Source organism: Sporolactobacillus nakayamae, from assembly GCF_900113325.1.
Lineage (GTDB): Bacteria > Bacillota > Bacilli > Bacillales > Sporolactobacillaceae > Sporolactobacillus > Sporolactobacillus nakayamae.
In genome coordinates this window covers 29,304-51,895 of record NZ_FOOY01000022.1, presented here as the reverse complement: position 1 = coordinate 51,895, position 22,592 = coordinate 29,304, and the positions used below count along the sequence as shown (strand labels likewise).

23 protein-coding genes are annotated in these 22,592 nt (G+C 43.7%); 8 read left to right on the top strand and 15 right to left on the bottom strand.

What is annotated here, in order from left to right; genetic code table 11:
• Positions 1-343: 343 nt before the first annotated feature.
• The 5 genes from BM003_RS13675 to BM003_RS13655 all read right to left on the bottom strand — a co-directional run bounded on the left by BM003_RS13675 (position 344) and on the right by BM003_RS13655 (position 3,987).
• Positions 344-1,252: a class I mannose-6-phosphate isomerase gene (locus tag BM003_RS13675; RefSeq protein WP_093674021.1), complete on the bottom strand. Its 909-nt coding sequence runs from the start codon at positions 1,250-1,252 to the stop codon at positions 344-346.
• Positions 1,253-1,319: 67 nt separating this feature from the next.
• Positions 1,320-2,144, bottom strand: coding sequence for a PTS system mannose/fructose/sorbose family transporter subunit IID (locus BM003_RS13670; RefSeq protein ID WP_093674019.1), 825 nt, complete (start codon positions 2,142-2,144; stop codon positions 1,320-1,322).
• 24 nt (positions 2,145-2,168) lie between these two features.
• On the bottom strand, positions 2,169-3,020 hold the full coding sequence (locus BM003_RS13665; RefSeq protein WP_093674017.1) for a PTS mannose/fructose/sorbose/N-acetylgalactosamine transporter subunit IIC: 852 nt from the start codon (positions 3,018-3,020) through the stop codon (positions 2,169-2,171).
• A gap of 28 nt (positions 3,021-3,048) precedes the next feature.
• Positions 3,049-3,543: a PTS sugar transporter subunit IIB gene (locus tag BM003_RS13660; RefSeq protein ID WP_093674015.1), complete on the bottom strand. Its 495-nt coding sequence runs from the start codon at positions 3,541-3,543 to the stop codon at positions 3,049-3,051.
• Positions 3,544-3,567: 24 nt separating this feature from the next.
• On the bottom strand, positions 3,568-3,987 hold the full coding sequence (locus BM003_RS13655; protein WP_093674013.1) for a PTS sugar transporter subunit IIA: 420 nt from the start codon (positions 3,985-3,987) through the stop codon (positions 3,568-3,570).
• A gap of 204 nt (positions 3,988-4,191) precedes the next feature.
• Between BM003_RS13655 and deoC the strand changes: the two genes are divergently transcribed.
• On the top strand, positions 4,192-4,902 hold the full coding sequence (gene deoC, locus BM003_RS13650) for a deoxyribose-phosphate aldolase (protein WP_093674012.1): 711 nt from the start codon (positions 4,192-4,194) through the stop codon (positions 4,900-4,902).
• 69 nt (positions 4,903-4,971) lie between these two features.
• Here the strand turns inward: deoC and BM003_RS13645 are convergent, their stop codons facing one another.
• Complete coding sequence (locus BM003_RS13645; protein ID WP_093674010.1) at positions 4,972-5,718, bottom strand: GntR family transcriptional regulator; 747 nt, start codon at positions 5,716-5,718, stop codon at positions 4,972-4,974.
• Between the two features lie 310 nt (positions 5,719-6,028).
• On the opposite strand from BM003_RS13645, the gene BM003_RS13640 reads away from it, so the two are divergent.
• Positions 6,029-6,331: a hypothetical protein gene (locus BM003_RS13640; protein WP_093674008.1), complete on the top strand. Its 303-nt coding sequence runs from the start codon at positions 6,029-6,031 to the stop codon at positions 6,329-6,331.
• 225 nt (positions 6,332-6,556) lie between these two features.
• Here the strand turns inward: BM003_RS13640 and BM003_RS13635 are convergent, their stop codons facing one another.
• The gene (locus tag BM003_RS13635) at positions 6,557-6,826 is read right to left on the bottom strand and encodes a hypothetical protein (RefSeq protein WP_177184799.1); all 270 of its coding nucleotides are present in this window, start codon (positions 6,824-6,826) and stop codon (positions 6,557-6,559) included.
• A gap of 408 nt (positions 6,827-7,234) precedes the next feature.
• On the opposite strand from BM003_RS13635, the gene BM003_RS13630 reads away from it, so the two are divergent.
• Positions 7,235-7,588 carry a calcium-binding protein gene (locus tag BM003_RS13630; protein ID WP_177184798.1) on the top strand — a complete coding sequence of 118 codons (354 nt, stop codon included), beginning with the start codon at positions 7,235-7,237 and terminating at the stop codon, positions 7,586-7,588.
• Positions 7,589-7,623: 35 nt separating this feature from the next.
• A complete protein-coding gene (locus BM003_RS13625; RefSeq protein WP_093674002.1) occupies positions 7,624-8,256 on the top strand; it encodes a DUF7986 domain-containing protein in 633 nt (210 codons plus the stop codon).
• A gap of 125 nt (positions 8,257-8,381) precedes the next feature.
• On the opposite strand, the gene BM003_RS13620 is transcribed toward BM003_RS13625, so the two are convergent.
• Positions 8,382-8,597 (bottom strand): hypothetical protein, encoded by a 216-nt coding sequence (locus BM003_RS13620; RefSeq protein WP_093674000.1) that lies wholly within the window; start codon positions 8,595-8,597, stop codon positions 8,382-8,384.
• Positions 8,598-8,975: 378 nt separating this feature from the next.
• A complete protein-coding gene (scrK, locus tag BM003_RS13610) occupies positions 8,976-9,851 on the bottom strand; it encodes a fructokinase ScrK (protein ID WP_093673996.1) in 876 nt (291 codons plus the stop codon).
• 455 nt (positions 9,852-10,306) lie between these two features.
• Between scrK and BM003_RS13605 the strand changes: the two genes are divergently transcribed.
• Positions 10,307-10,804, top strand: coding sequence for a hypothetical protein (locus tag BM003_RS13605; RefSeq protein WP_093673994.1), 498 nt, complete (start codon positions 10,307-10,309; stop codon positions 10,802-10,804).
• A complete protein-coding gene (locus BM003_RS13600; protein WP_093673992.1) occupies positions 10,804-12,159 on the top strand; it encodes a DUF6056 family protein in 1,356 nt (451 codons plus the stop codon). Before BM003_RS13605 ends, BM003_RS13600 begins: the two co-directional genes overlap by 1 nt.
• 493 nt (positions 12,160-12,652) lie before the next feature.
• Here the strand turns inward: BM003_RS13600 and BM003_RS13595 are convergent, their stop codons facing one another.
• The 5 genes from BM003_RS13595 to nadB all read right to left on the bottom strand — a co-directional run bounded on the left by BM003_RS13595 (position 12,653) and on the right by nadB (position 18,640).
• Positions 12,653-13,558, bottom strand: a complete 906-nt coding sequence (locus BM003_RS13595; RefSeq protein ID WP_093673990.1) for an ROK family protein — start codon at positions 13,556-13,558, stop codon at positions 12,653-12,655.
• A 22-nt stretch (positions 13,559-13,580) separates the two neighbouring features.
• Positions 13,581-14,684, bottom strand: a complete 1,104-nt coding sequence (locus BM003_RS13590) for an APC family permease (protein WP_218143270.1) — start codon at positions 14,682-14,684, stop codon at positions 13,581-13,583.
• Positions 14,685-15,140: 456 nt separating this feature from the next.
• A complete protein-coding gene (gene nadA, locus BM003_RS13585; RefSeq protein WP_093673988.1) occupies positions 15,141-16,241 on the bottom strand; it encodes a quinolinate synthase NadA in 1,101 nt (366 codons plus the stop codon).
• Between the two features lie 25 nt (positions 16,242-16,266).
• The gene (gene nadC, locus BM003_RS13580; protein ID WP_093673986.1) at positions 16,267-17,109 is read right to left on the bottom strand and encodes a carboxylating nicotinate-nucleotide diphosphorylase; all 843 of its coding nucleotides are present in this window, start codon (positions 17,107-17,109) and stop codon (positions 16,267-16,269) included.
• Positions 17,096-18,640, bottom strand: a complete 1,545-nt coding sequence (nadB, locus tag BM003_RS13575) for an L-aspartate oxidase (protein WP_245734284.1) — start codon at positions 18,638-18,640, stop codon at positions 17,096-17,098. The genes nadC and nadB overlap by 14 nt, the downstream gene beginning before the upstream one ends.
• A gap of 232 nt (positions 18,641-18,872) precedes the next feature.
• On the opposite strand from nadB, the gene BM003_RS13570 reads away from it, so the two are divergent.
• Entirely contained in the window at positions 18,873-20,015 is a 1,143-nt protein-coding gene (locus BM003_RS13570; RefSeq protein WP_093673984.1) for a cysteine desulfurase family protein, read from the top strand.
• A 63-nt stretch (positions 20,016-20,078) separates the two neighbouring features.
• Here the strand turns inward: BM003_RS13570 and BM003_RS13565 are convergent, their stop codons facing one another.
• Positions 20,079-20,534 carry an Lrp/AsnC family transcriptional regulator gene (locus BM003_RS13565; RefSeq protein ID WP_093673982.1) on the bottom strand — a complete coding sequence of 152 codons (456 nt, stop codon included), beginning with the start codon at positions 20,532-20,534 and terminating at the stop codon, positions 20,079-20,081.
• Between the two features lie 249 nt (positions 20,535-20,783).
• On the opposite strand from BM003_RS13565, the gene BM003_RS13560 reads away from it, so the two are divergent.
• Positions 20,784-22,184, top strand: a complete 1,401-nt coding sequence (locus BM003_RS13560; RefSeq protein ID WP_093673980.1) for an aspartate ammonia-lyase — start codon at positions 20,784-20,786, stop codon at positions 22,182-22,184.
• The last annotated feature ends 408 nt before the right edge of the window (positions 22,185-22,592 follow it).

The following is a 22,592-nucleotide window of genomic DNA, read 5'->3' as shown; positions in this document are numbered from 1 at the left end:
AATCCTAACCGCAACATTTTTTATCACTCCCAATGTTTTCCTGAAAGTATCAAATCAAAATATGTTTTTATCATCTAAGTTTCAAGAAATCAATAACAGCCAAGTTTAGGATTGAAAAACTCTGTTCCGGCTCGCCGAACTGGTATCGGGTCACAAGGGTATTCTTCGTTATATTCATACTGCTTTATCTAATGGGATTCCCTTGAAAGTGGTTTTGTGCAGAATCGAAACTAAGCTGCGAAAGTTGAGTTATATAAGTGAGAAAAAGGAAAACCCCCATTTCTCAAATAGGGGGGGTCATCGAGTATTCATTTTTTGTAATCTAATTCATACCGCTTCTATCCTACCGCCAATATAAGTTCGGAGTCGCAATTACAACTTCTGCTTGATTTTGAATAACCACACTTTCATTTGGCATGACTAGGAGGCTACAACCTTGATTCACATTTTCATCATTGATGGTTAATTGACCTTTAATCACTGTAATTGATTGCGAGATTCGTTCGGTATTTTGGTAATTCCCTTTAATAATTGTTCGTTTGATGTCATAGGGATATTCCGTTTGAGTATTATCAAGCGAAAATTCTGTTCGTTTAACACGATTGTATGGTTGCAGTGCTTCGATCGCCTTTTCCAAATGGAGTTCTCTTTTTTCACCATCTTGATCAATTCGATTATAATCGAAGAACCGATACGTAATATCTGTGGATTGCTGAATTTCATAGACAAGTGCGCCTTTTGTTAGAGCGTGAAGTGTCCCTGATGGGATAAACAACAGATCATGTAATTGAATTTTACACCTGTCAACGACATCATTATATTTCCCTTCTTTCATCTTCTCTTTTATCTTATTTTTATCATTAATTTTGGAACCAGCATACAACCAGCCATCTATTGGCGCTTCAATAAAGTACCAAGACTCACTTTTCCCATAAAGTTGACTCTCTACCCTATTTGCATATTCGTCCGGCGGATGTACCTGAATACTGAGTGCTTCATCAGCAGCTGTCATTGACACAATAATCGGATAAGTTTCACCATTTCTAAGTCCAAAAAGATTCGGTTGTTCTTTTATAACGCTATTTAGATCCCTACCAATAAATCGGCCATTCTTTATGTTGTTACTGATTTCATCAGTGGCACTGACGGAATAAACTGATCCAATTCGATCAATTTTTTTATCCCCACTAAATTGATGCAATCGTTTCGTTCCCCAAATTCTTCTTTTTGAAATAGGTTCCAGAAGCAGCATAAACGTTCTCCTCTTTTATTAAATAGTGCCCATCCTAATTGGATAGGCGTATGTCGAACCATTATTATCAAAAGACGCCAACGATAACTCCTACTGCAACAATAGCCGACAGGATAAGAATTACTTTAGTCGGCGACATCCGTTTTGACGAAATAAGCCACCATGATAGCAATACCATAGATAACGGAAGAATCTGTGGGAAAATGCCGTCTAATAACTTTTGTAAAGGCTCTGAAGCAGTACCCATTGGTATTTTTAGTGGTGTCTTTAAGACAATCAATGAAGCGGCTAATCCACCAACTACCATAATTCCTACTACATTAAATGCATCCGTGATGCGCTTTGCATCCTCGCCAACGATGGTATCAATCGCACTTACCCCTAACTTGTAACCGCTTTTAAAAGAAAGATAAGATATCGTCGGTCCAATGATACCGTATGCAATCATATAGAATATTGGCCCCAGTGCGTTTCCTCCTGTTGCAAGTCCCATCGCGATCGATAAAAGTATCGGAACAATTATTCCTTGAATTAATGAATCTCCAATTCCGGCAATCGGACCCATTAATGAGGTTTTAATATTGGTCGGCATTTCTTCCGGAACGTTTTTTCCCTGTGCTATCTGCTCTTCAAGCGATGCAACAATCCCGTTAATCAACTGTCCAGTTTGCGGTTCTGTATTATAAAATTGAGAATGTCTGAGAAGTAGCCTGCGAGCTGCTTCTGGTTTATTCTTATAATATTTCCGTATAAACGGAATATAGGACCAAGCCCATGCATGTGCCTGTATCTTTTCGTAGCTCATCGAAGATAAGTGTGTGAATCCCCATCTTAACCAGATCTGCCGTAATTCTTTACTTTTTAAAGAGACATTATCCGATGCATCCTTCATAATTTCCACCCCATTTCAGCTCATTTAGAAAAGATCCTCATCTTCGAACACGTCTTCATCAGCTCGCTTTCTGTTCATTTCGACTGATTCTGGTCCTCCGACTGGAGCTACAATGGATTTTCGACTCGCTAGAAATACAAGATAAGCAACCAATGCCGATATGAACACCAAGGCGATCATATGCAAGCCAGCAAAAGCAAGTAAAACAAATCCTGCAAAGAAGAAAATCAAATGTGCTTTATTTTTGATTACTATATTCATCAGCATCGCGATACCTAATGCAGGCAGAACACCACCAAGAACAGATATAATATCAGTTACAACATGTGGAATATTTGCCAGCAACCAGTCAACTAATCCTTTTCCAAAATATACTGCTAAGAATATCGGAACGGATCGAAGGAGGAATGTCGAAATTTGGGGGTAGATCAAATGATTCAGTGTAATTCCCCGAGTATTAAGCGTCTCCGCAGCTTTTTCCGCACGTGCATTCCAGTAGGAATAAAAAGCCATACGCAAGTTATAAAAAATTAAACCGAAAGTTTGACCAACAAGGATCGATAGTGCCACGGCTACACCTGGATCTTTAGTTGTTGCCATGGCCAAGCCTATGCCGCCATAACCTGCATAGGTAATTTCGCTGTTTGTCGCACCACCAGTAGATAAATTAGCAATAAAAACCGCCTGCACTGCAAGCCCGCAGAGGACACCTGCTTTTACATCTCCAAAAGCCAACCCAACAAGCAGTCCTGCTACTAACGGCCTGCCAACGATATAAAAACCACCGGTCATTCCAAATAGCCAAGGTGATTCAATGGCTCCAAGATAGCAAAAGACTCCAGTCAAAATCGCTGCTAGTAAAAGCGCGTAATCCATAGCGCTCCCCTCCTCGTCATTTAACTTTTTATTTCAAAGCGTCAAACTTTTTTTTCAGTACTTTCCATGATTTCGGATCATCGTCGGGAAGAAGTTGAAATAAAACCTGAACACCATGTTCTTCTAGATAATTAAATGCTTGATAATCTTGCTCATCTATTGCAACAGTTCTACCAAGCACTTTTGCACCTTTACGAGTATTCATAGGTCCAATATTTAACTCTTTACCTATATAAACGCCTTTTTCCACAAGCCTAGCCATTGTTTGTGGCGAATTACTAATTAAAAAATAAAATTTATCGGATTCCACTGCCTTTTTTATTTTCTCCGGTGCTTGCTCCACCGTATAAACACCAAGCTTGATATCGCCTGCTGCAGCCTTCAGTACTTTTTTTCGAAGTGCATCATTGGCAATATCATCACCAACAGCTAAAATACCATAAACTGGCCTAGCTTTTGACCATCTTGTAGTCGTTTGACCATGAATCACACGGTCATCTACTCTAGCTAAGGAAATCGTCATTATTGCAGCACCCCTTTCACAAGATCAAAAGTCTAATTCATCTAACTCATTACTCTCATCCAAAACTTCCCCAACATTCTCAATCCCCGAACTCACCGCTATTTTTCCTAATTGTTGCAAGCTTTGTACTGAATTTAACGACATACCCGTTTCAATAACCATAGGTAAATTCATCCCATAGACCACGTTCACCAATTGCTTGTGACTTAAATAATATTTGTAGCTTTCGTTGAAGGGAGTCCCACCTTTCATATCGCACAGAATCAAAACTTGATCATCAAGAGTCAATTCATTTAATAATTCATTCAACTTATTGGAGAAAGATCTGATTCCCGCATCTGTTAAAGCCAAAGCGTAAATGTTATTTGATTTACCCGCTACCATGTGAAAACTATTCAATAACCCTGTGCAAAATTCTCCGTGAGATGTTAGCAAAATTTTCAACAAAGTCACCTCCTATCTATACATATAATTCAATAAAAAAATATGTCCTTATTTATTTAAAATAGTTAAGCTGTTTACACCACTATAGTAGTTGTTTATGTAAACGCTGTCAATAGTGATTTTACTAATTACCTTCAAACTATTTATTGACACATACAGTTTAAGGATATATATTATATGTAATGACATATGGAGGTGTTGGTTATGACTCAATATTCGCTTGATACGCTAAGTCGATTCATTGATCACACGAATCTGAAACCGGATGCAGCAAAAGAGGATATGGAAAAGTTATGTAAAGAAGCAATGAAGTATCACTTCAAAATGGTCGCTATAAATCAGACACAGACCAAGCTTTGCGCGTCCCTTTTAAAAGGCACTGATGTTCATGTAGGAGCTGCGATTAGCTTTCCACTTGGTCAAACGACAATTGAGGCCAAGATTGCGGAAACAAAAGATGCGCTTAAAAACGGAGCGGACGAAATTGATTATGTCATTAATATTTCGGAATTGAAGAACAAAAACTACGATTATATCAAAGAAGAAATGTCGCAAATTGTGTCTGTTTGCCGTGATCATCATGCAATCTCTAAGGTGATTTTTGAAAACGCTTATCTGACCAAAGACGAGATCATTAAGCTCGCAGAAATAGCTAAGATTGTTAAACCCGACTTCATTAAAACATCAACGGGATTCGGTCCGAGTGGCGCAACGGTTGAGGACGTCCGACTTATGAAACAGACGGTCGGATCATCTGTTAAAGTGAAAGCGGCAGGTGGAATCCGCGATGCACAAACATTTATTGAGATGATTAAAAACGGAGCGGAACGTATTGGCTGCAGTGCAAGTATCCGAATCATTAAAGAGATTAAAGAACAAATGGACGCAGCAGGAAAAGACGTAATTGACGTATAATCGTTCGCTTGAAAATGAGCACCGTAAAACGAAGCATTGTGATTTTCACAATGCTTCGTTTTTCACTGATTATGGATTATCCTGAGTAGTATTTGAGATCTCAAATACAAAAGAATTCAAGTCTCCTCTATACTTAGAGATCGAATATTCAACAGGAATATGTTGATCAGAATAACCAATCGTATGGAAATAGAAAATCGGGTCATCAGCATCGATATCAAGTAAAGCCCCTACAGTCTCACCTGCTTTGAGAACCTCCAATTTTCTTTTTACTGAACGAACAGGATAACCTTGCTTAGCTAGCGCGCTGTATAATTGTTGTTTTGAGAAATCAACATCCATGAGATCCTTTAACTGTTTGGCAGGTAAATAGGTAGTCACGAGCACAATAGGATCTTCCTGTGCAAATCGCAACCGAATTAGCTTTTGAACGTTTTCTCCCTCTTTGATTTCAAGATTTTCTGCGACTTCCTCGCTTGCTGGCTCCGTCTTAAAGGCCATTACCGTTGTCTTAGGATCAAGTCCTTTTCGATCCATTTCTGTAGTGTAACTTTCAATGATGTGCGTAAATTCTTGATTGATTTTTCTTCGTTGAACAATCGTACCTTTTCTTTTTTTTCTTTGTAAATATCCTTCATTAACCAGAGCCTGAATGGATTGACGAATAGTAGGACGACTGACACCATAAGATTCTGCAAGTTCAATCTCCTTTGGAATCAGTTGGTTTTCTTTATAAAACCCGGAACGGATCTTTTGCAGCAAATCCTCTCTTATCTGAAGATGCATAGGCTTTTTCGAACTGGAGTCAATCGTCATACTTGCACACACTTCTTTCTATGTCGATTTACTAATCAAGTTTATGTACTTACATTTTAACATAATGATTAGTTAATGATATGCATTCGAAGTGATCCCGTCCCTTGTCAAATGTGCTGCAATACCCTTTCCAATTCCTTATCCTGCTCCTGTAATGACTGCTGTACCCTTTATTCAAGTGCTTTTCCCCAAATCCCACAAAAATTGACAGCTCCCGCACAGTCGTAAAATTTTATATACACACCCTACGTTTCCATATATAATTAAATAGGATAATCCCAATACAATCATTAAAGGAGGAATGAACGAAATGAACGAGGAACTCCAGTTAATTCTCACAGAAATGCGACACGGATTTAAAGAAATCAACCAGAAATTTGAGGCCATTGACCAGAGATTTGAGGCCGTTGATCAAAAGTTCGATGGAATGAATGAACGCCTCGATCGAATTGAGAGGAAAGTAGATGGCATTCAAAAACAAGTTGTTAAAAATTCAGAAGCGATCACCAACCTAAATGGGAAAGTTGATAAACAAGCAACGATTCTAACTACCCTTTCCGTACGATCGATCGCCCATGAAGGTGAAATAAGAAACCTAAAGCAAGCCCGCTAATATAAGCCGAATAATCCTTAGCTACTCCTATACGATTCGTTTGCTCCATGTGTACCCCTTTTGATTCTTGAAGATCGCAAAACTATATACAGATCAAGCCCACTCTGCTATCTATAATCCAATAACGGACAGACAATTCGCCTTTTGGATCGGAAAGCCTACTCCTTTTCTTATCGAGCCTATTTGAACCATCTTTTTCTATCTACATCTTGATTCATAAGCCCATCATTCACTTATTTCGCACTCAGGATAGATTCCCGCTTCAAAATGGCAGATTTTCGTCATCTTCTTCATCAGCATCATATCTTTCAAAATCCAAATCAAAAATTTCAAAATCGTTCCCAAATACATCCCGTAAGCGAGTCGGCATTGTTTCTGCCAACGATAGGAGTTCAGGGGAAAAGTGTTCTTCATGTTTGCTGTTCTTCTTCGCTTTTCTGCGGGAACAGTCTTTACAGATATGATTTCGATGCCCTTTCCCCGAAAATTTTTCATTGGCCCGTGTTCTTCCGCATATTCTGCAATAGTGCCCCATGTTTAAATTCCCTCCACTATGAAACTATTTTCTTCCGCTGCTTCACGAATCATTCATCTTCATTAATTAAATCTGATTGCCTTTCTAGAAGATGAAACCAAACTTATTATATAATATATTGAGACAGTAATAAGATTTTGCTACTAGTGCACGTATCTAAGATTTTGATTAATTGTAATGCTTTTTTTTAAAAAGTGAAATGATGCGTCCAATAAAATAGAGTGTTGCTTTAACTGACGACGAAGTTGCCCGGCTTGTCGATCAAGGGGCAATTTACCACACCCGATGCCCGCATCAAGTTACATTCGTTGTATCCTAAACGCACGATGCACTAGGTAGCTAATTAGTGACGAGAGGAATTGGTTTCCGTGTACTGGGATAATATTAACGAGCAAGAGAAAAGAATTCAAAAGGTAATACAAAATTTGAAAACTGAATCTGATATACAGGATGCATGGTTGTCACACACTCAACACGTTGTTGCGTTCCCTTTTAAGGCCAAAGTTGTCGAATCACAAGAGCCGGATTCAATAATTCAAGAAGGTGACGTGCTAAACGTACACATGTTGGATTTCATTGACGACAAATATGGTATCATCGCAAATTCAAGGCTGAGCAGGAAGAAAATTCTTATTCCACTATGTGAATTAGATGCTGTCGCTTTAAATGAAGAAGGAAAGAATGCGATCATGGATTATGCAACATGGTTTGCAAATCGATGATTTATTTCAAAATAAATAGTGATAGGAGTATCGAAATGGACAAGCTAGAAGAATATCGGAAATATAGAAAGGAACTTGTCTCTTTGCACTCCAAAATTTTAAAGTTAAGCAGCATCAATTTCAAGCAGTCTGTTACACTTTTGGACATCCTTGAAGGAAAAGATATTGTGCTTGAATCCGGCATTGAAAAGGATGCTATTCTTGATTTCAATGTTTATCGGAAAATAAAAAATGAGCAGAATGCAGCATCTCTATACAGGGAACAAGAAAATGAAACAAACGAGAAAGAGGCGATACTATTAAGCGCGATGGAGAAAGCAGACGGTCTGCTTTATGAAATTGTCAAAATCAATAAAGAAAAAAACAGTATTCTCCTAAAGGAAGCAGAAAATGATACTGAAGCTGTCGAGGTCATCGATGTGGGCTTAAGTGAAACACTAAACAAGAATACACTCATATTTGCACGGCTGATTCATCTCAGTCAATTTAGTCTGACCTCCGGTATGGAATTTCTCTTTTTAAAAGAACATAAACACTATTTAAAACAAAGAAGCCGCAAGCTAATGAAGAAAATAAACAGCGGCAACATCTCGGATGACCGTTTCATTGCCTACTTTAAGCTTAATCGAACAGATGGATTACCGGCATTCACTCAAGAGATCACATAAATTTATAATGTGGACGTATTGATCGTCCGGTAATCGAGGGTTATTCCAGATCTTTTCTTTTAAAAAATTATCCTCAACACGAAACGTCCACCTGCTTCGACAAGTGGACGTTTTTATATAATCGTTCATTCATTCCCTTGCTCTTCATTTCCCGCAGCACTTCTTAAAGTTCTTGCCGCTTTCATGATCTGTTTTCTCGTAAACGGATAGTCCTCCACATCCGGCCGCATGAGATATTCTTCAACAATTTTTCCCGCATCGAAAACCCGGTTGTCTTGAAAACCATAAGTGGAACGACGTGCTTGTCCGTAGAAACCACAGGCAAAGACCATCACATTCATAAAATCAGATCGATCAATGCGCTACCCAGCAAGCGTTTCAATCTTATTCACCAGATGCCATGCATCCATCACCCCAAAGTTATGAAGCAGCCCATGTGCAAGTTGATCCACTCGGTATTGCGTTGAACACTCTTTTTCAGTTCACTGCCGTCCCTCTGTTCGTTTCCAAAGCTGCTTCTCTCTCCTATCCCGCAGCTTTTGCGTATGGTTCTTTGCATTTTCCATCGCATGCAGCACTGTTGCTCTTGTTTTCTTATCCATTACTTGTTAAAAAAGCCGAAAAGAATGAACAATCTTCGGCTTGTCTGTATATCTTGAGGTTGTGTATTTACTCCGGCATTCAAAAGATGTGACTGTACTCGATGAACCCTACGTCGATTAGTTACCTAGTTCTTTGAATGCCAATGCAAAGTTTCCTAGTGTCGCTGATCCGTTATCTTTAATTCGTGGCATTCTGATATAAGTCTTTAGATCCGGAACTTTGATGTAATTTTGGTTTAGTTCCGCAAAGTCGCGTCTGACTTTCTCTAGAAAAGCCTCACTGACCACGCCGCCGCCAAACACTATATTGTCCGGTCTAAGGATCATTGTTTGCTGAATAGCTGCTTGTGCGACATAGTACGACATAATATCCCAAACATGATGATCAATCGGAATATCTTTTCCTTTAAGACCCGTTCTGGCTTCAAATGTTGGGCCGGATGCTAAGCCTTCGAGACAATCTTTATGAAAGGGACAGATGCCTTGGAATTCCAAATCATCAGGATGTCGTTTGACATAGACATGCCCCATTTCAGTATGCCCGGCTGACCCTAGTATCGTTCCGTCTATTACGGCGCCACCGCCAACACCTGTTCCGATAGTTAGATAGACGAGAGATTGTATTTTTTCATTAAATAGTTGCGCCATAACGTATTCCCCGTATGCCGATCCATTAACATCGGTTGTAAAGAATATGGGAACAGTTAATTCCTTTTTGATCGGTCCTACAAAATCAACATTGCTCCACCCTTTCTTAGGGGTGTCGGTGATATATCCGTACAATTTGTTATTTTTTTGTATTTCGATTGGTCCGAAAGAGGCTATCGATAATGCAGCCAAATCCTTAAATGGTTTGAAAAAGTTGATCACCTTAGTGAACGTGGTCCCTGGATCTGTCGTAGGGATCGATACTTTTTCAAGCACTCGATAGTCTTCATTTCCTACGGCGCACACAAACTTAGTCCCGCCTGCTTCAATACTCCCTAATAACATAGCCCTTATCTCCTCTTCCTCATTGGTTCATAGCGCACCAAACATATGTTGAATTTGCCCGTATTGTTCCTTTTTCTTACTTTTTTTATCGTGATCTCTTGAAGACAACACTAGTGTACATTAACTGAATGAACCTAAGAACATTATGAAAGCGCAGTCAATCTTTGTCAAGGACAATAAAATCGAGAGAATGGCCGGCGAAGTTCACTAGTCCTGATACCCCCTCCTGTAATGGGTGCTTTCCGCAGTTTTCCCATCTTTTTTCGCGCGAGTTTCTTTTATAAGCAAACCCGACTGAAGCCAAATCAGTGTTTGCTTGTCATCAGCCTTTGAGCTATTCTTTCTAATGATGAATCTGATTCCTCATGGGTTATTAGGAGCGTTGCCTAGGGTTAAACGTCACGCACTTTGGGTATTTTGGTTAGTGATGTAGATTAAAAAGGATGCCCATAATAATGGAAACAAAAACATTGAAACAGATTACATACCTTAGTCTCTGTGGCGGATTGATTCTATTTGTGCTCTTTTCTGCCAGCTTAGCAACAAGTATTGGCAACATGAAGCGAGTCACAATAGCAGAGGCTCAGACGCGCGCAAAACTGAACTGGAAAATTGACCAGATAAAGATGGGATCAAGTAGCGACATAACCGGATGGGCCTTTTACCCGGGAGAATCCATAAAAGTTTACGGAACACATGTGCTTTTAAAAGATTCAGAATCAGAACAATTTTATCAAATCCCTACAAAGATGGTGATCAGAGCGGATTTAAACAAACAGTACCCGTCATCCCATGACTATTCATCCGGCGGTTTTTTTGCACGTGTAAAGATGAGTCAGCTTAAAGCTCCGCCGTCACACTATAAGCTGTATCTTTCGTACACGACCAACGACAGGCGGACGATTGTCGTGAAAACAAACCTTCGATTGCCAAATGCAGGGAGCGAAAAGTAATGAGAAAAGTAAGTCGGCAGCTGAATGATTCCCATTACATGCCGTTCCTGTACTTCATTCTGTTCTCTCTTGTGATCCACTTTCCAATGACACTGAACTACAGCGATGATGCTCGATTTAAAGTCATTCTAAAGAATAATGACCTCTTTCAGTGGTTGCATGCGCGCTATTTCACTTGGACATCCAGGGTCCTGCTTGAAGCGGTAATGGTACCTGTGCTTCATGCCGGTGATTGGCTCTGGAAATGGATTGATGTGCTCATGATCGCAGTATTTGTACTCGCGCTCTCAAAACTCTTTGTAAAAAGCCGCTTCGCTGCGTGCAACTGGTTGATCATCCTGCTTTTTCTGCTTATTCCTGTACGCGCATTTAACAGTGCAGGTTGGGCAGCCACCACCTGCAATTATCTTTGGCCAATGACCATGGGACTGATCGCATTGCTTCCATTGAAAAAACTGCTGAATGGACAGAGACTGCCCTACTATGCGTACATCATCTGCATTCCGGCACTGATTTACGCAGCAAACCAAGAGCAGCTATGCGTTGCCTTGCTGATTGTCTTTGGCGCATTTATTGTCTTCTTCGCTTTTCAGCATCGGTTTTACCTATTTCCAGTCATCCAATTTCTGATCACCATGGCCAGCTTTATTTTCATTGCCAGCTCACCTGGAAATCATGCACGATTAATGGTACAGGTCGTCCGATCCAACCATCATTTCTTTATGCTGTCCGTAGCGAATAAACTTGAGATTGGCGCCTTTTCATCGACCTTGAACCATTTCATCTTCACTTTCGACCCAATCTTTCTTATTTTGTGCATCCTAATCACCGCAGCAGTGTACGCAAAAAATCGTGATCCATTCTTGCGCATGATAAGCATCCTCCCGTTATTCTGTACGCTTGCCTTCGGTGCATTGCGTCCAGTAACGAAAACACTGTTTCCACAACTCGCTCATGTCCTCTATGATGTTCGCGTGATCCCATATGGCTACGTGCAGCTGGAAAATGTCTGGGCGTTAAAGAGCTACCTGCCTCTAGCCATCTTAGGACTTGTATGTCTGTGCATCCTGCTTTCATTGCTTTACCTCTTTAGTGATCTGCGGACGTTTCTCTTTGCTGCACTCGTTCTTTTCGCAGGTTTAATGTCGCGCATCGTCATTGGATTCACACCAAGTGCCTGGGGATCCGGAGTCCGAGCCTTCTTCTTCATGTATGTTTCACTTATTATTGTCATTCTTTTAGTCTTTCAAGAACTACTTCGTCTCGATAAGAAGCATTTTCCGCAAAACGTTCTTATCTTCACAGCACTCTATACGGGGCTTACAGTCCTAAACGGGTACTTACTGCATGGCTGAGCACCCATCGTTCGAACCTGAGTGCTATGCCTTCTCAGATGCCGCACCACTTTCCCGGCTACCCTAAAAGGGCGGCTCATTTTTCCTTTATTTTACATTTGACCTCTTCTCCACTTGTTAAGAAAAACAGGGCAAAAAGCACCCGGTCCTTAATCTCCAACCATGTGTGATGGACTCGTGTCTTTTCGGTGCTGAATCGTTACTCCGATTGCTCGCTTGCCGCGGGCGCACCGCGAGCCTCCTCAGACAAACAGAAATCTACGGGGTCTCGCTGGCACCTGATCCCGCAGGCGCCAAAGCATCTCCGCTTTGATTCTTGGCCAAGACACTGGTTTATTGGTTTGAAAACAGGGCAAAATCATGTACTTTCTTTATCTATAAGAAAAGCGGAGAGAATTAGGATACCATTCTCTCCGCTTTTTGTTTTCTGGCTCTCTATTTTCTTGTACAGGCAAGTCTTCCGAATAGTAACGCTCACTCAAGTCTTTTATCATTATTGATTGCTGCACTTCGCGCGCGCTGCGATCAATCCGAGTTCCACTGCACCGTATAATCCAGCGTTTTGCTTGAAATGTGAGCGTACCAGTTTCGGCGGATAGGGCACGCACTGCTTCAGGCGTTCTTCGATTACTGCTCGAAGCAGAGAAAACGACGCGGCCATCCCGCCTCCAACGACAATTTTCTGCGGGTTCCAGAAGATTGAAAGATTGGCAATTTGATAGCCAATCTCGCTCAGCGCTTCATCAACGAACGCGCGATATTCTTCGTTTTTCTTTGCCAGGTCAAAAACTTCTTTCGTTGTTAATGGGGTTCCAAAGTGTTCCGTCGCACGTCGGGCAATACCAGATCCGCTCGCAAACTCTTCAAATGACGCATGTCCGGATTGATACGTCTTGTTATCCTTTCGATTCTGCATTAAGTAAGCAATTTCCCCGGATGCACCATTGTGTCCGCGCATGACTTGATCACCATAAGTCATGCTCACAGAAACACCGGTCCCTAAATTGACGTATAATCCGTAGTCCGTATTCGCCAACTCACCGCGATGTAGTTCGGCAAGCGCCGCTGCTTTTACATCGTTTTCCATACGCACCGGTACATGGAATGCAGCAGTCATAATCGCGCAAAGATTCACTTTCTCCATCCCATACAAATTTGGCGCTAATTCGATCTGATCCTTGGTGACCACACCACACATACCGATACCGATGCCCACGAGATGCGTTTCCTCACGACTTGCCAGCAAATCTTGTCCACAAGCGATTACCGTCCTTAGAAAATCCATTCCGCCGCTTTTCACCGATCCAACCTGATTCTCAGCCAACACATGCCCATTGTGATCTGATAAAGCAACGGCAACCTTGGTCCCGCCAAAGTCAAAAGCTAAAACACCATCCATCTGTCCGAACCACCTTCAAAAATTAGATCTCTTTATTTGTCTCAACAATAACCGGTTTACTGAACGGCCAATCTTGATGTTTCCGTGCCCAGAATAGATAAATGATCGCACCGATCACGGTCCAAACAACAGCTAAACCGATCGCCGACCAACCCGAAGAATAGAACACAAAGGCCCAACCAATAAATGCGAGAATGCTTGGCAGCGGATAAAGCCATTGTTTATAAGGCCGTTTTAAATCCGGACGGCGCTTGCGAAGAACGGTCAGCGCCACAATCTGTCCCATGAATTGGATCACGATCGTCAGTGCCATCAACGCATTGATAATCGTCGTCAGATCGAAGAAGCAGCAAATCGCCATGATAGCGCCTAGAATGAGCAGCGACACGTTTGGAAAATGATACTTTGGATGCAGTTTCGCAAAAGGCTTGAAAAACAATCCATCTTTCGCCGCATTGTAAGGGAGACGCGATGCACCCAGCAAGCCATTGAAGACCGAAGCAAAGCAGGTCCATACGATCAAAATCGTAATTATGACTGCGCCTGGCGTTCCCCAAATGCGTTCCATAAACAAAGTTCCGATATTACCGCTCTTCATCGCCTCTTGCCACGGAACAACACCAATAATGCCAATATTCATTAAAAGATCGATAAGTGCAACGAGCAAAATCGATAAGGTCACGACCCGAGGAAGCGTACGTCCCGGATCCTTCACTTCATCACCGAGATAGCAGCTTGTAAAATAGCCGAGATAATCATAAATCGAAAGCAACATCCCTGCACCAAGTCCGGTAAAAAATGAGGCAGGTTCAAATGCATTTTTTGGAAAATCGAAAGCCAGACTTGGATTGAAATGCATGAGTGCGGTTCCGATGATTAGCACAACGGTCAGAATCATTCCGCCCCACAGGATCGTCGAAATTTTAGCGACCGAATTAATGCGCCGATAAAGTAAGATCACCGTCAACACCGTCACACCAACAGCTATAAACTTCGTTTCAAGCGGTGTACTATGTGGAAAAAAGTAGCTTAGGTAGTTAGCCAAGCCGATCGCTCCGGTCGACATCAAATGCGGTTTTGAATCATCAAGCTTGTCTTGAACAAACATATCTTTTTCATAAATCATTTTGAACCTTAATTAAGTTACGCGGCCGGAATAAAATAAGCGGAGATTTTCCGCTTATTTTACTACTGGCGCTTGTTTCACAGGTAAATAAGGGTAATTTTTCCGCTTATGCGCAGAAAAACCCTCCTTTTTCACGTTTTTCGATTCGATAAGCGGAATTTTTCCGTCTATTTAAGCAATTTTATCGTTCATTTTCAAAATAAACGGAATTTCTCCGTCTATTTCTCAGATGGGGCGCTTACCTGATCGCCCAATCGGGTCTCATGACCTTATCGTCGTACCGCTAAGGCAAAACGATAAACTTTCTTACCAGTGTTAAAAAAAAACGTCAAACGAGCCGGATCCAAAAGATCCGGCTCGTTTGACGTCTTAATCAATCGCATATTAGTCAATGAAAACGTTCAACCCCATCATCATTGACGTTTTGTCCCATACGAGCCACACGAGGACACCTGCTCATGATTGTGCAAGCATCCGTTCAAGCGCTAAGACAGCATCACGCGCAACCGCATCAGGGACAGAGATGATATTGTCCGGTGTGCCTGCCGCAATCTGCGCCAGTGACCAGACAAAGTGCGGCAGGTCGATGCGATTCATCGTCAGACACGCACACATCATCGGATTCAGTGAACGAATGTGCAAATGCGGATGACTGTGCTTCAGACGATTCACCAGATTCATCTCCGTACCGATCGCCCAGTGCGACCCGTTCGGTGCATGATCAATTACATCAATAATATATTTGGTTGATCCGGCAAAATCCGCCTGACGTACAACCTCATAGTCACATTCGGGATGAACAAGAATCTGCACATCCGGATCCTCACGCCGGCAGTCGGCAATGTTCTCTGCGGTAAACCGTTCATGCACCGTACAGAAGCCCTTCCAAAGAATGACCTGTGTATGCTCGCCTGCATCGCCTTCAAAGCTTTCCCGCACCGGATCCCAGACCACCATATCGTTCAGCGGAATACCAAGCTGAACGCCGGTGTTGCGTCCCAAATGCTGATCGGGAAGAAAGAGAATTCGTTGCTTCTGCGTCAGCGCCCATTGCATCATTTTTCCCGCGTTGGACGAAGTCAGCGTTGCCCCGCCATGCCTGCCGCAAAACGCTTTGATTTCCGCAGTCGAGTTGATATAAGTCATTGGAAGGATACTATCGCCGAACCGCGTCTGCAAATGGTCCCACGCACGCTCAAGCTGGTGAATCGTCGCCATATCGGCCATCGCGCAGCCCGCCCGGCGATCAGGCAAAATGACCTTCTGCCTTTGATCTGTGAGTATGTCGGCCGTTTCCGCCATAAAGTGAACCCCACAAAAAATAATATAGTCCGCTTCTTTTTTGGCAGCTGCAAGCTGTGCCAGCCGAAGTGAATCACCGCGATCATCCGCAAATTGAATCACTTCATCGCGCTGATAGTGATGGCCGGGAATATAGATCCGTGAACCGAGCTGTTCTTTGAGTCGCCATCCTTCTTCGGTCAATACATCTTTAGATGCATTCCGATAGGTCTCCGGAATTTGCGTCTGTTTTAAAAAGGTTTCTGCCAAACCCACTGTTCACTCACTCCTTCCCTTTTGATTATTGATTATCCATGTGTAAATTAAAGCTGATGTCGAGCGCTTTGACCGAATGGGTCAGGCAGCCAAGTGAAATATAGTCCGCGCCGCATCCGGCATAATCCTTCAATGTCGTTAAATCAATGCCGCCGGATACTTCCGTGACGATGGTGTCCGGGACTTCCTGAACATACATGCGAATCTCACTCGGCGAACAATTATCAAACATAATGATGTCTGCTCTTGCCTGAACAGCCTCCCTGACGGTCTCAAGCGATGTCGTCTCGACCTCAATTTTCACTGTATGGCCAAGCTCGGTACGAACCTTCTGTACGGCGCGGCTGATTGATCCAGAATGCACAATATGATTATCCTTGATCATGACCGCGTCATAGAGACCAAACCGGTGGTTAAAGCCGCCGCCGATCTTTACTGCATATTTTTCAAACAGGCGCAGACCGGGCGTCGTCTTTCTCGTATCACAGATTCGTGTTCCGCTGCCCTTCATGAGGTCCGCTGCTGCAGACGTCATAGTTGCAATCCCGCTCATATGCTGCAGCAAATTAAGCAGCACACGTTCAGCACTGAGCAACGTGCGCACCGGACCGCTGACCGTCAGCAGATCAACACCTGCCTGAACATGATCGCCTTCGGAAACGTGAAAATGAATGGTAATTTCCGGGTCGAGCAGCCTGTAGCCCTCGATCAATACCGGCAGTCCGCAGATGGTTCCCGCCGCTTTCGCAGTAAACGTACCGACGGCCGTGTCTTCAAGGGCAAAAATTGTTTCACTGGTTAAATCCTGGTGACCAATGTCCTCATTGTAAAAAGCTTCGAGCGCTTGACGTACTTTAATTTTGTTCAACAGGAGTCACCTCGCGCAGGATGTTTTTTGTCCGCCAAGCTTCAATTTCCTCCGGATAATCAATCCGTGTATGGCCACCGCGGCTTTCAGTGCGTTCCAATGCTGAGGTGGCAATCAGCCAAGCAACGGTCAGCATGTTCAGTCTCTCCAGTTCGTCCTTCGTGCCGTCCAGCCGTTCCGAGCGGTTAAAGTCAATTTTCCAAGAACGGCACCAATCGAGCGCTGTGGTGAGCGACTGCTTGGTACGCCAAATCCCGACATGCGCGAACATCATCTTCTGAATTTCTTTTTTGGCAGGGAGCGCCGGCACCGGCTTGATGCCTGGTTCAACAGCACTATCCTCCACAGGAACCGCTGTTTCGTTCATTATGCTGGAAGCAGCTGTCCCCGCATAAGTGATCGCTTCAAGCAGTGAATGACTGGCGATTCGGTTGGCTCCGTGTACCCCGGTGCATGCGCACTCGCCAACGGCATACAGCCCGGGCAACGTTGTGCGTCCCTCATGATCCGTCTCGATTCCGCCCATAAGAAAATGGGCGCCGGGCGCAACCGGAATCCTTCCTTTTGCTATATCGACACCGGCCTCGCGGCAAAGCCCGGTAATGGTTGGAAAATGGTCGGAAAAATGGTCGATCATTGATATATCCAGATAAACTTTTTTGACCTGACCGGTCTTCTGCGCTTTAAACAGAATCCTAGACACCACATCGCGAGGCGCCAGGTCTTCGAGTGGGTGCTTCCCGGCAAGAAGCCGATTGCCATCCTGATCGATCAGCTTCGCACCCTCGCCGCGAACGGCCTCAGAAACCAGCCCGTAAGCGTGGTTGTTCTCTATCAGCAAAGTCGGATGGAACTGAACAAACTCCATATCTTTGAGCGTGGCACCGGCCCGATAAGCAAGGGCCAGCCCATCACCGGTTACTGCAGGGTCTGCAGAAGTCGGCGCGTAAAGCTGACCGCATCCGCCGGTCGCAAGCACGATATTCTGCGCTCGATAAAGAACCGTTTCTCCTGACGGATCCTTGGCAAGAGCGCCGACACAGCGGCCGTTTCGAACCATCAATTCGACGACCTGCGTCTGTTCATGAATGACGACCTGCTGCTCGACGTAGCGCTTAACAAAGGTCGTTAGCTCGCGACCGGTCGCGTCGCCGTGCGCGTGCAGGACGCGAGCGGCAGAATGCCCACCCTCTCTTGCCAGCAAAATAGTCCCGTTTCGATCACGGTCAAACTTCATGCCCAATCGAATCAGCTCATCCACTTGAACTTTGCTTTCTCGTGCAAGATAAGCAGTCTCATCGACATCATTGTGATAGCGTCCTGCCCTCAATGCATCTTCCAGCTGCCGATGCCAGTCATCATCCGGAGCGTATGCCGCCGCGATCCCGCCTTGAGCAAGAAAGGAATTGCTTGCCTGCCATTCCCTTTTTGTCAGGACAATCACTCGCTTCTCTTTCATGAGCTTCGCTGCTGTGTAAAGCGCAGCCAGTCCGCTTCCAATAATAACGATATCTGATTGAAATGTTTTCAATTGTTTACACCTGTCTTTACACTTGTCTTGACAACTATATTGTCACATTATTAAACTTACAGCAAGTAGGAAAACACATATTGTTAAAAATTTACTAAGGATAACGGTTTACCGAAGTTATTTAACGAAAACAGCAGCATGATAACTACCATTTTTTCAACAAAAAAAAAATGTCGCAAAGCCTCTGACGGACAAAAAATAAAAGCTTAGCACTAAAAGGAGCGCAGTACCGATGATTTATCTTGACTATGCAGCGACAACACCCATGTCTTCAAGAGCTCTGAAAACTTATACAGATGTCGCTCAGCACTGTTTCGGCAACACCAACAGCCCACATGACTTTGGTGACGCGGCAGACCGACTACTCGCTTCTTGTCGAGAACAAATCGCCCGCCATCTCCACGTTGAAGCAAACACCATTTTCTTTACTTCCGGAGGCTCGGACAGCAACTTGCTGGCGATTGACGGCATAGCGCATGCCCGAAAGAACAAAGGAAATCATTTAATTTATGTACAGGGACAGCATTCATCCGTTGTGCTTGCCTTTGAAAAACTGCGCGAGGAAGGTTTCTTAGTCACTGAACTGAAGCGCCGCGCGGATGGCGAAGTGGATCCGTCAACAATTGAACAGGCGCTCAGAGAAGACACAATTCTTGTCAGTGTTGACCATGTCAATAACGAAATGGGGAGCATTAATAATATAAACACAATCGGCAAGCTGCTGTTCAGCAAAAAAATTGCCTTCCACTGTGATGCCGTACAGTCCTATGGAAAATTGCCGATCGATGCCGAAGCGGCGCATATTACCGCTTTGTCAGCCACCGCCCATAAAATCTACGGACCCAAAGGAGTTGGACTCTGCTACGTGCATCCGCGCGAAGCTTTTCAACCGCAGCTGCCCGGGGCACCTAAGCAGGGGCTTAGCCCAGGTACCGTCAATCTTCCCGGCATAGCCGCCTTCGTTACGGCATCCAAGGTAGCTTGCCAGCAGGCTGAAGCAATGCTTGGCCATGTCACTGATTTGCGACAACAGTTCATTGCCGGCATTCAAAAGAAAGGCATTTCTTTTAGTGTTGAAGAATCCGCGCATCATCAACTGCCGCATATTCTCGCACTCCGCATTCCCGGCATTGAAGGGCAGCAGATCATGCTCGCCGCCAATCAGCGCGGCTTGTCGATTGCCACAGGAAGCGCCTGCAGCAGCACAGCGCATCAGCCTTCCCCGACGCTGCTGTCGATCGGCCGTTCCGCTGAAGAAGCGCGGGAGCTTGTGCGCCTGTCTTTCGGCGAAACAACAACAAAAGAAGAACTGGATCAAGCGATTGATTTATTTGCCGCAGCTGTTTCAGAGGTGCAGGCGGCCACGCGGGTGTAAGAGGCGCATGCTAACAACCGAATTGAGCATTTACCTCACAATCTGCCGCAGAGACAAGGATCATTACGGCCGATCCTCTTTCTCCTCACTCAGACTCACGCCGCGTACGTCCACCGGGGTTGAAAAAACAATTTGCGTATTCGTTTTGCCGAACCGCTGAAGCAAATTAATAAATGAATCCAGTAGTTCCGTACTTTCGAAAATCACCTTAATCACCATCGAGAACTCGCCGGACACACAGTCACATTCAAGGACATTGGGAATTGATTCAATATATTTATAGAAATCCAATTTGTCTTTAGGATCGACTTTGACATGAACATAGGCTTTTATGTGGTAGCCGGCTTTCTTATAATCAATCAATGTATAATAATTTTTGATAAGGCCTAATTGTTCCAGATGATGCATTCGGGCGGAGATGGTTGGTGGAGAGATGTAGCATTCCTGTGCCAGCGCTTTAAGGGACACGCGCGCATTTTGCTGGAGCCGATTAATAATCTTCCGATCTATAGAATCCATTCCGATACGTTCCTCCTTCTTCTGTCGACTTTCATTATAGGCAACTTCTGAAAGAATGCAAAAATAGTTGTTAGATTACATGACACGCACATTTTGTTTTTGTTATATTTTTTAACTCAATAAATTATTTAATTAAGAATCCGGGCGAAAAAAATTTTTATCGAACGAGTTGTTCGAAAGTCGTCGCCTTTTCATTCATTTCGGATTATCTTAGTCGTATCCAGTAAACAAGGAGGAATCATCACCCCTATGAGAACGGAAACAGACGCACTCGGCACAAAAGAAATCCCGCAAGCCGCCTATTATGGTATCCATTCGCTGCGCGCGAAAGAAAATTTCAGTGTGGCTGCAGAAACGATCGATTCAGAACTGATTCATGGACTTGCCCTGATAAAGAAAGCTGCCGCAATCGTCAACCATGAAGAGGGTTCACTCAGCAAAGAAAAAGCCACGGCGATCAGTCGCGCTTGTGATGAAATCCTTGACGGAAAATTTGATCAAGAGTTTATTGCGCCCGCCATTCAAGGAAGTGCAGGCACATCAATAAATATGAATGCCAACGAGGTCATCGCCAATCGCGCCATCGAACTGCTTGGCGGAGCGAAAGGCGACTACACCCTTGTGCATCCCAATGACGACATCAACCGCTGCCAATCAACAAACGATGTCTTTCCATCCGCAAGCAAGCTTGCCCTGTTGCGGCTGAGCAAACGCCTTGCCCTGGAAATCGATCAATTTCTAGATAACTTGGTACAAAAAGCAGACGAGCTGCAAGATGTCGTCAAACTCGGGCGGACGCAGCTGCAAGATGCACTGCCCACAACAGTTGGCAATACATTTCAGGCATTTGCATCGGCAATCGCTCGCAATCTTAATGAACTTAATCACAGCCGCGATGCATTAAAAACGTTAAATCTCGGCGGAACCGCCATCGGTACAACCGTCAACGCTTCCGAGTACTATGTCCGCCGGATCGTTCCCGAAGTCAGCAAACAATTTGGCCGACTGCTCTACCAAGCAGACAACTTAATTGATGCAACCCAGCATGTTGATGCGTTTATCCAGCTCTCCCATGCCTATAAATTATTAGCTGTCACACTGTCTAAGATGGCCAGCGACCTCCGCCTGCTCTCCAGCGGCCCGCAATTCGGCTTTAACGAACTCTTTCTGCCCAAAAAACAAGCCGGTTCATCGATCATGCCCGGCAAAGTCAATCCCGTCATCCCTGAATTAGTCAATCAAGTCGCGTTCCAAGTCATCGGCTTCGACACAACCAACACGCTTGCCGCTGAAGCCGGGCAACTGGAACTCAATGCATTCGAACCCATTATCGTGCGCAACTTAATCACCGCATCCAGGCTGCTGCAAAAAACATTACGAACGTTCCGAATCAACTGTATCAGCGGCATACAAGCCAATAGCGCGCAATGCGCGAAAGAAGCGAATCAATGCGCCATTCTCGCAACCGCATTGACCCCCTATATCGGGTACAGCAAAACATGCAAGCTGGTCAAACAATCACTGGAAATGGACATACCCATCCAAACATTAGCTGCACAACTGCCCGATGTGCCGGATTCAGTGATAAAACTGCTTGATCCTAAAACAATGATACCATTTTACGAAACTCAAGAGGTAAAAGCGAATTGAATTGATTTTTCTGTTAGGTCGTATAGAGCAGCCCTTAAAATAAGACAGCGAACACTGCGTGCAATTCTGCAGAAAACGATGCCCTTCATAAAAAAAGTTATGTATTTTCTCGGCAATTGCCATCCGGATTGGAAACGAATGGTGAATGCCGAGATTTTTTATTTAGTCGAAGATGCCACGTAAGAAATGATCTTAAGATGAATAACCGTGCGTTCCACTTCACGTTTTGTTACACTTACCGAATCGTATATCCGTTCAGTAAAAACAAAGTTTTCAAGTAAAAAGATCCCGCACTTTTCAAATGCATCATGAATCATTGTTTCTAATCGTTCCATTGAATCTGTTCAACTGTATGGTATTTTCACAAAGCCTTCCTCTTTATCAGAAATCTTTTCGTTATATAAATTA